The organism is Brasilonema bromeliae SPC951, assembly GCF_012912135.1.
GTDB lineage: Bacteria > Cyanobacteriota > Cyanobacteriia > Cyanobacteriales > Nostocaceae > Brasilonema > Brasilonema bromeliae.
On sequence record NZ_QMEB01000249.1, the window covers coordinates 1 to 9,703 of the forward strand.

Annotated in this window: 3 protein-coding genes; 1 reads left to right on the forward strand and 2 read right to left on the reverse strand. The window is 44.4% G+C overall.

Going from position 1 to position 9,703, the window contains the following annotated elements:
* Positions 1 to 154: 154 nt before the first annotated feature.
* Positions 155 to 2,392, reverse strand: coding sequence for a phosphodiester glycosidase family protein (locus tag DP116_RS23985; protein ID WP_246275769.1), 2,238 nt, complete (start codon positions 2,390 to 2,392; stop codon positions 155 to 157).
* Positions 2,393 to 3,291: 899 nt separating this feature from the next.
* On the opposite strand from DP116_RS23985, the gene gltB reads away from it, so the two are divergent.
* The gene (gltB, locus tag DP116_RS23990; protein WP_169157549.1) at positions 3,292 to 8,007 is read left to right on the forward strand and encodes a glutamate synthase large subunit; all 4,716 of its coding nucleotides are present in this window, start codon (positions 3,292 to 3,294) and stop codon (positions 8,005 to 8,007) included.
* A gap of 575 nt (positions 8,008 to 8,582) precedes the next feature.
* Here the strand turns inward: gltB and DP116_RS23995 are convergent.
* On the reverse strand, positions 8,583 to 9,503 hold the full coding sequence (locus tag DP116_RS23995; protein WP_169157550.1) for a polysaccharide deacetylase family protein: 921 nt from the start codon (positions 9,501 to 9,503) through the stop codon (positions 8,583 to 8,585).
* Positions 9,504 to 9,703: the final 200 nt, after the last annotated feature.

Here is a 9,703-nt window from a genome sequence, read left to right on the forward strand (position 1 = left end):
CGTACGGATCTAACTGAGAGGTGCGGTGGATAATACCACCCATCGACTCAACCAGGGAAATTCCCATCATTAAAATCGCGCCGTGGCATTAGCGAAGTAGCGGCTTGGATCTTTTACCTTCAAAACAAGTTTTCTTCACTGTTAAACGTTAAGACTACTTCCTCTGGACTCCAGGTAGCGGTAAGAATATACCAATACCGTTGTGAACGCGAGCAACAGTATTAGGGGAACGATCAAGCAATTGTCCTCCTAAGTAAAGACTAGTAGAACTACCACCATCCAAATTCAGAGCATCGACACAGCCTAAAAGCTGCATGAGTTGGGCATGTTCTGCTAAGGTAGGTCCCCCTCCGTCAACACGATTGTGTACAGCGGCAATAATCAGATTTCCTGTGGTTGTTGTACATATACCACTGCGAATAGCTTTTTGAGTGATAAAGGCGTTGCTAAATTTTTCGCTCTTGCCATCAAGGACTATTTGACGATTTTGCAGTAGCAGTGGTCCTGCTCCTACAATGTGGGAGTAACGACCCAAAGCTGTAGGAGCAGTAGAACTCGTTATTCTTATAGAAGAGCCAACGGGTAAGGTAGCAGCATTGCTCGTAGCGTTACCGCGTAATGTTAGTAAATAGCCATCTTGTGGTATTGGGACGGCAATTTCACCAGCTTTAGCTCCTGTTAGCTGATTGATAACCTGGTTTTTCTGCACAACAAGAATGATTTCATTGTCAGTTAAGGAAGTGTAGGTTGCTCCCCACGCAGTGGTATAACGGGCAATACCACTCTGAACATAGCCACTATTGAGAGTCAAAATCGGCAACTGTATATTGTTGTTACCTACCAAAGCTTCCACCAAGTTGAGACGACCAATGTAAAATTGCCCAGAATCATTCCAGGCGATCGCTCCTCGGTTAAGAATTGGACTTGATAACCACACTCCATCCCGACGAATGGCACCTAGAGGTAATTGATTATTACGGTTAAAATAACCACCGTTAATTGCTGCGACTGCTGAGTATTGTTGTGCAGTTTGAATCAAAGGAGCAGTGCCTACCAAGGTGTTAGTCGTTGTCCTGATAGGTTTTAATTTTATTCCGGAGGTACGCGGATTAATTTCTAACCACACAACAGGAAAGCGTTCTTTACCTAAGTTTACAAACCGCTGTCGCCAATTTAACCCTGGTGCCCATGTAATATTTTTTTCCACCATTGCATCGGGTCGAATTTCAATGATCAGACGGTTGGGGTTCGCTACAGTACTGATCCGAGGAGTTAAACCGACAGGAACGCCCAGATGGATGATCGTTTGGTTGTTGACGACTTCTACCTGTTGGATGAGTGGTGGGGATGAGGGAGAGGAGAATTTGGAATTGTCTTGTTCCCCTACTGTATTTGAAGGAGTGTAACGTTCTGCCAACACTGGGTTGGCTATTCCATCAAGGGTAATGATCCACTGTCTATTTGGTGGGGAGGAAGAACGTGGGGGTGAGGAGGGGAGTTGTGTAGAGGAATTTCCCTCCTCCTCTATTTGAGGTTGAGGTTTTTTGACGCTTAACCCTTGTGTGATTTGCCAGAGAGTTGGGCGATCTAAAGCTACGATGATGCGATCGCCCGTATACTGCCCAACCAGGCTACGCCTGGTTGCCCCGAATCTCCGATTCGGGGAACCCTGTTCTGGAAGAACAGGGTTGGCAGTAGGGCGCGCTTCGCGATCGCCTACAACTTGCTTCTCCTGAGAAATATTTGTGATTTTTGCGCTTGGTGTTGTAACTATTAACGTGTTATTTACGACTTGCATCTGCCATTGGGCAGTTTTTGCGAAATTCGTAACGTCTAAATATCGATATCCACTTGTTAATAAACTACTTAACACTAGTGGTTTTGTGTGAGATGAAAACCACTGTATTGGTTGCTTGTCTGGATTGCTGCTATCTAAGAAATCTACCCCGAATAATTGCCTGAGTGCTCCGTCACTTAAATGAATACTCAACGAGCCTGTTTTTTCGCGTTGCTGCAACCAGGCTCCAGAAAAAATGCGACCATTGAGAGAAATTTCGTTACCATAAGAAATTACCCCGGCTATTGCAGGAGGTGGAGGTAATGGTTGCTCAGAAGAACTCACAGAGGAAGTACTCCCCCGTGGAGATTGCTTTTTTTGAGCAAACTGCTGTTGAGAGACGAGGAAATGAGGAGAAGTCTCTATGTCCCTGTGTTTGTCTTTCCCTTTGTCAGTTTTTAACAAGAACTGCGCTTTGGCATTCATACCAGTAGCTATTAAGCATAGTAGTGTCACAAGTATTGATGACACGAAAATCGTGACATACCTACCATTGCTTTTATTGACAGTAGCACTGCAATGTTGTTGGCATTTTGAAGTTGGTACTTCTCCCATAATTCGCAATTTACTTGGTAAAAACAATTTTTTCAAGCATTAAATTTAGGGTATAGCTGTCGCTCTCGTTATCAGGCACAGCCTTGTAATGGTATTGCTTTTGAGTATAAGGAAATTTTTGTAGAACTTAATATACTCAATACCTCGTACCCGTCATCCACTTTTAACAGAAAAGCTAAGTACTTTAGTTATCAAAATCAAAAAAGAATGACATGAGTTTTGCTCTCGAACGGGATGTGATATTGTATATATGGGCTTTTTATCTCTTGAAAACAACCAAAAAATTTGTTCTAGTACAACTATGCAATCAGGACGAGTGCTAGGTGACACGAGTGCTCGTGATACACAGCAGCTTTAGTTGCCAAAACTAAAGTGATGAGATTTTTCATGCTGGCTCACAGTTGTAATGCAAGTAAAATCATGCTGCTAACAACACAATTGACGACAAGGAGCTTAAAAATTTAGAAAACCTAAGGAGATATAGGATAGATGAATAGGAATTGTCAAATGAGTCTATAGTGTAATACGCTGATTTTGTTACCAAATTAACGATAATTGTAGATTTAAAAGTCGTGAAGACATATGTTGAGATGTATTTCAGGCAAGCAACACAAGGCTAGACCTGGAAACTAGCCTTCGTCGTCGAAAATCTGAGAATTTGAGGAATAGAACTATAAACAAAACATTGCTGGGGCAAAAGTCGTCTCCTTAACTCAGCATCAACACAAAAATAACGAGATGATTTTAACACGGGGTCAGCAAAATAAAACCCGAAGTTAAAAATTTTTTTCCTAATTTTCAGTCATTCTGTTTTTCTGCATATCTCTTCATTCTGATTTAGCAAAATTTTCCCAACAACGAAGTCGTAAAAATCGTAACCAAAGCCTCAGGGACAGTCTATGAATAAAAAACGGATGAATCAAGAAATGACATCGTTAAATACTTCCTCAGGGTGTAACAATCAAGGACAAAGGTGGCTCGTAGAAGAACGAGATGCTTGTGGTGTGGGTTTTATTGCCCATCGCCAAAACTATGCCAATCATGAAATACTAGAAAAAGCGTTGGCTGCTTTGACTTGCTTGGAACACCGAGGCGGTTGTAGTGCGGATCAAGACTCTGGTGACGGCGCGGGAATCTTGAGCGCGATACCTTGGACGTTGTTTCAACAAGATTTGGCAACGCGCGGGATACAACTTCCCTCTACTGAAAATACTGCTGTAGGGATGATATTTTTACCGCAAGATCCACAAGCAGCCCAAACAGCACGTGCAGTTGTTGAGCAAATCGCAGAGTCGGAAAAATTAACTGTATTGGGCTGGCGAGTAGTCCCAGTGCAACCAACATTACTAGGGGTACAAGCAAGAGAAAATCAACCTCAAATTGAACAAATTTTCTTAGCCTCCCAAGACAAAAGCGGTGATCAACTGGAACGTCAACTTTATATCACCCGTCGCCGCATTGGTCAAGCCATTCGCAATACTATCAACAGCAACTGGTCAGAAGACTTTTATATCTGCTCCTTGTCTAGCCGCACAATTGTTTACAAAGGCATGGTGCGTTCAGCAGTATTGGGAGACTTCTATGACGATTTAAAAAATCCGTCATACACAAGCGCTTTTGCTGTGTATCACCGCCGCTTTAGTACCAATACCATGCCCAAATGGCCCCTCGCTCAACCGATGCGGCTTTTGGGACACAACGGCGAAATTAATACTCTCTTAGGTAACATCAACTGGATGATGGCACGAGAAGCCAGTTTGGATCATCCAGTATGGGGCGTTGGCGCAGCCTCTGGAGAAGAGACTCGCATTGATGAATTAAAACCATTTGTCTACATAGACAATAGCGACTCAGCCACTTTAGATAACGTGTTCGAGTTACTGGTGCGTTCTGAACGTAGCCCATTGGAAGCCTTGATGATTATGGTTCCAGAGGCTTATCAGAATCAGCCAGAGTTGCGTAATTATCCAGAGATAGTTGATTTTTACGAATACTACAGTGGTCTGCAAGAAGCTTGGGATGGACCAGCATTGTTGGTGTTTAGTGATGGGCGCAAAGTTGGTGCAACACTAGACCGTAATGGTTTAAGACCAGCTCGTTACTGCATTACCAAGGATGACTACATAGTCGTGGCTTCTGAAGCAGGAGTGGTAAATATAGATGAAGCCAACATCCTGGAAAAAGGTAGACTTGGTCCTGGGCAAATGATTGCCGTGGATTTAGAAACTCAAGAAGTGCTGAAAAATTGGGAGATAAAGGCGCGCATTGCCAAAAGCAAACCATACGGCGAATGGATACGCCAGTACCGCCAAGAACTCAAATCTTTAGTGAGTGGTGAGTCACAACCAGTTAATGGGAATGGTGTCAATGGGAATGGACATTCCACAACAAACAAAATTGAAAGACTTGCCTTGCTGCAACACCAAGTCGCCTTCGGTTACACCACAGAAGATGTGGAAATGGTGATTCAGCCAATGGCGATGGAAGGTAAAGAGCCAACTTTCTGCATGGGGGATGATATTCCCTTAGCAGTGCTGTCTGAAAAATCTCACCTGCTTTATGACTATTTCAAACAGCGTTTTGCTCAAGTGACGAACCCAGCGATTGATCCCTTGAGAGAAAGCTTGGTTATGTCGTTGAAGGTAGAACTGGGTGAACGCGGTAACTTACTCCAGCCAAAGCCAGAATATGCCCGCAGAATCAAGCTGGATTCACCAGTGCTGCTTGAGGCAGAATTGCAGGCTATAAAGTTGTCGGGATTTGCGACAGCAGAATTATCAACCCGAGTTGAAATCGCCGCAGGTCCACAAGGATTAAAAGCAGCAGTTCAATCTTTACAAGCACAAGCCGCTGAATCGGTGCGGGCAGGAGCTAAAATACTCATCCTCAGCGACAGGATAAGTAATGGCATTGATACTGAATACACCTATATTCCCCCTCTACTGGCGGTGGGCGCAGTACACCATCACCTGATCCGCGAAGGACTGCGGATGAAAACATCCCTCGTTGTCGAGACAGCGCAGTGCTGGAGTACACATCACTTTGCCTGTCTGATTGGCTACGGTGCAGGTGCTGTTTGCCCGTATATGACTTTGGAGACTGTGCGTGATTGGTGGTTTGATCCGAAAACCCAACAGTTCATGGAACGGGGTAAAATCACTAAAATTAGTTTGGAGCAGGCGATCGCCAACTATCGCAAAGCAGTAGAAGGTGGTTTGCTCAAAATTCTCTCCAAAATGGGGATTTCCTTGCTCTCTAGCTATCAAGCAGCGCAAATCTTTGAAGCAATTGGCATTGGGCAGGATTTATTAGAGTTGGGATTCTATGGGACAACTTCCCGCATTGGTGGTATTAGTGTAGATGAACTCGCTCAAGAAGTGCTGGCGTTCCACAGCAAAGCTTTCCCAGAACTGACGACTAAGAAGCTAGTAAATCTGGGGTTTGTCAACTACCGTCCCAATGGTGAGTACCACATGAACAGCCCAGAACTAGCGAAAGCACTTCATAAAGCTGTTGATGGCAAGAAATACGACCACTACGAAGTTTATAAGCAGTATCTCGCAAATAGACCGCTCACAGCGTTGCGTGACTTGCTGGATTTCCAAAGCGATCGCCCACCCATTTCTCTTGAAGAGGTAGAGTCAGTTAGTGATATTGTCAAGCGCTTCTGTACTGGTGGGATGTCGTTGGGAGCATTGTCGCGGGAAGCTCATGAAACATTGGCGATCGCCATGAACCGCCTTGGTGGTAAATCCAACTCTGGCGAAGGTGGCGAAGATCCCGTGCGTTACAAAATCCTAGATGACGTAGACCAAACAGGTCACTCGCGAACTTTACCACACTTAAAAGGATTACACAACGGTGACACTGCAACGAGTGCGATCAAGCAAGTTGCATCAGGACGCTTTGGTGTGACGCCAGAGTACCTGATGAGCGCCAAACAAATTGAAATCAAAATCGCCCAAGGTGCAAAACCAGGGGAAGGTGGACAGCTCCCAGGACCAAAAGTTAGCCCCTACATTGCGATGTTGCGGCGTTCTAAGCCTGGAGTGACACTAATTTCACCACCACCCCACCACGACATCTATTCCATCGAAGACTTGGCGCAGCTCATTTTTGACTTGCACCAAATTAACCCGAAAGCTCAAGTCTCAGTGAAGTTAGTCGCAGAAATTGGTATTGGTACCATCGCTGCTGGTGTAGCGAAAGCAAACGCTGATATCATTCAAATTTCTGGTCACGATGGCGGTACAGGAGCCTCACCTCTTAGTTCTATTAAACACGCTGGGTCACCGTGGGAACTCGGCTTGACTGAAGTCCATCGTGTGCTAATGGAAAATAGCTTGCGTGACAGGGTGATTTTGCGCGTCGATGGTGGCTTAAAGAGTGGCTGGGACGTGCTGATGGGCGCATTGATGGGCGCAGAAGAATTTGGTTTTGGTTCGATCGCTATGATTGCTGAGGGCTGTATCATGGCGCGAATTTGCCATACCAATAACTGTCCCGTGGGAGTCGCTTCTCAGAAAGAAGAACTGCGCAAGCGGTTTACCGGAATGCCAGAACACGTCGTCAACTTCTTCTACTTTATTGCTGAGGAAGTCCGTAGCCTGTTAGCAAAACTTGGCTACCGTTCCTTAACAGAACTTACTGGACGTGCTGACTTGTTGAAGCTTCGAGAAGACGTACATATAAATAAGACAGCTGCGCTGAATTTAGATTGCTTGCTTCAACTACCAAACACCAGAGAAAATCGCACTTGGCTAGTACATGAGCAAGTCCACAGCAACGGCGTAGTTTTGGATGACCAATTGCTTGCTGATCCAGACATTCAAGCTGCGATCTCCAACCACTCTTGTGTTAGCAAAACAGTAGCAGTGGTTAACACCGACAGAACTGTTGGTACACGCTTAGCAGGGTTCATTGCTTCCCAGTATGGCGACAATAATTTTGAAGGACAAATTCACCTAAATTTCAAAGGTAGTGTTGGGCAAAGTTTTGGTGCTTTCAATCTTCCCGGTATGACTCTCACCTTGGAAGGTGAAGCAAACGACTACGTTGGTAAGGGAATGAATGGTGGTGAAATCATCATCAAACCCCCAGCAAATGCGACTTATAACCCATCACAAAACGTGATTATTGGCAATACCTGTCTTTACGGTGCGACGGGTGGCGTCTTATTTGCCAGAGGTTTAGCCGGAGAACGTTTCGCTGTACGTAATTCCAACGGGACAGCGGTGATTGAAGGCGCTGGGGATCACTGCTGTGAGTACATGACTGGTGGTGTGGTTGTCGTTCTGGGGAAGGTGGGACGCAATGTCGCAGCCGGGATGACTGGCGGATTAGCGTACTTCTTAGATGAAGATGGTCTGTTCCCTGAGTTAGTCAACCGAGAAATTGTTAAACTCCAGCGGGTTATCACTCCGGCGGGCGAGAAACAACTACAGGAGTTAATCAAACTTCATGCTGAACGCACTGGTTCACAAAAAGCGAGGATGATTCTAGAGAATTGGCAGGAGTTCTTGCCTAAGTTCTGGCAATTAGTTCCGCCTTCTGAAGCGGAAAGTCCACAGGCTAATCCTCAAGCTGTGGAAGAAAAACAGCTTAGTTCAGTTTAGTGAACTCACCCCGCCTTTATAGTCATTGAAGGCGGAAATCCACCACTTGCACACAAAAACCCAAAAAAGTTTCTGTGTGCAACGTTCTTTTAGGGGTGAGGCATTGTCCCCCTTCAAAATAACAGCCCGACTGTTTTCTGGATTACATTTTTGTAATGTTAGCCAAAGGATAATGACTTTAAAATGGAGTTAGCAATTCAAATTCATGCCCTAGTGACAGGGAATGTAGGCGAGCATCCGTATACTGCTTACCCTCTTGTTTGCTGAACAGGCTTAAGCGAATCAGAGGTTCGGGGCTGTGGTGAGCGACTTTGAGCAGTGGGGCGCTAAAGTGATCGCCAAAGTCAAGCTTCCCGGTTGCACACCAATCGCTTGATCACATCACGCGAAAAGTCACTCGCAACCAACAAGTAATACCATTCACCAGCCGCGAGTTTAATCTTCGCCAAATATTTAATGCCCTATTCCGGACGGATGTTTACCCGCAGCCAAATATTGGAACACGTTATTTTCTGACGAATTCCATCGTTGGCACTGATTTTTTATGATGATGAGTGGTTAGTAGTAACTAATAATTATTTAGTATTACTCTTTTGTGCTGCTGCCAACTGTAGTTCTCGGTTTTCTATTTCTAATAGTTCTGGTACGGTGACAAAGCGATAGCCCTGCTTCCTAAAGTTGCTAATAATTTCTGGTAAAGCTTGTACAGTTCTAGAGCGATTTCCACCACCATCATGCATTAATACAATTCCACCTGGTTTGGAATTTCTCATGACGTTCCTAATTAATTTTGGCAGAGCAGGACGACTGTAGTCTACGGAGTCAGCAGACCACATAACCAGAGTGTAGTTTCTATTTTTAGCATAAGCAGCCACCCCATTATGCATAATTCCACCTGGTGGTCTGAATAAAGTGGTTCTCGCACCTGTAATTTGATAAATTAAGTCTGTTGTGCTGTCAATTTCATAGGCAGCTGCCTGTGGGTTAAAATAGTGGTACCAATGATGCCAAGTATGATTGCCAATAACGTGACCTTCTGCTACAATTCGTTTCCCTAGCTCCGGATAAGTCTTCAGCATCTGTCCAACAACGAAGAATGTAGCTTTTATATTATTTTTTTTCAGGATATCCAGTACCTCTGCAGTAGAACCAGCCCAAGGACCATCATCGAAGGTAAGTGCAATCACTTTTTCCCCTTTCGTCAGTTTTGCACTCTCAACAACTGCACCATGAAAGCGCGATGGTACATCATATGAAAATCCCTTTGTTTTTGCTTCTTCTTGCCAACTTGTCAGCATCGCCGCCTTAAAAGTCTCGATGCGCTTTTGAGTTCCTACTTTGGCTCCTGTTTCCTTCACGTTCGTAGTTTGTTTTGTCTGAGCCTCCGAGGTATTAGGATTGACAGGCATTACCAAGCCAACGCTTAAACTAGCGCAAAAACAAACTGCGGCAATGAGTATTCCATGTGACCAAACATACGATTTATTAGTTTCCACGTCAAAGCTCCTTGGGGTGGAATCATGAGTTATGTGTCTAAGGGTGTGCGACAGCACATTTTTTCTCGATCAGAGATAGCTAGGTGCTTTCTGATAATCCTAAAAATTTAAATATAGATTAACAGAAATATAAAGATTAAGCTGATAAATGATAGAGGTTTAGAGTAAACCAGTATAATCTAGCTTTAAACTAACATATC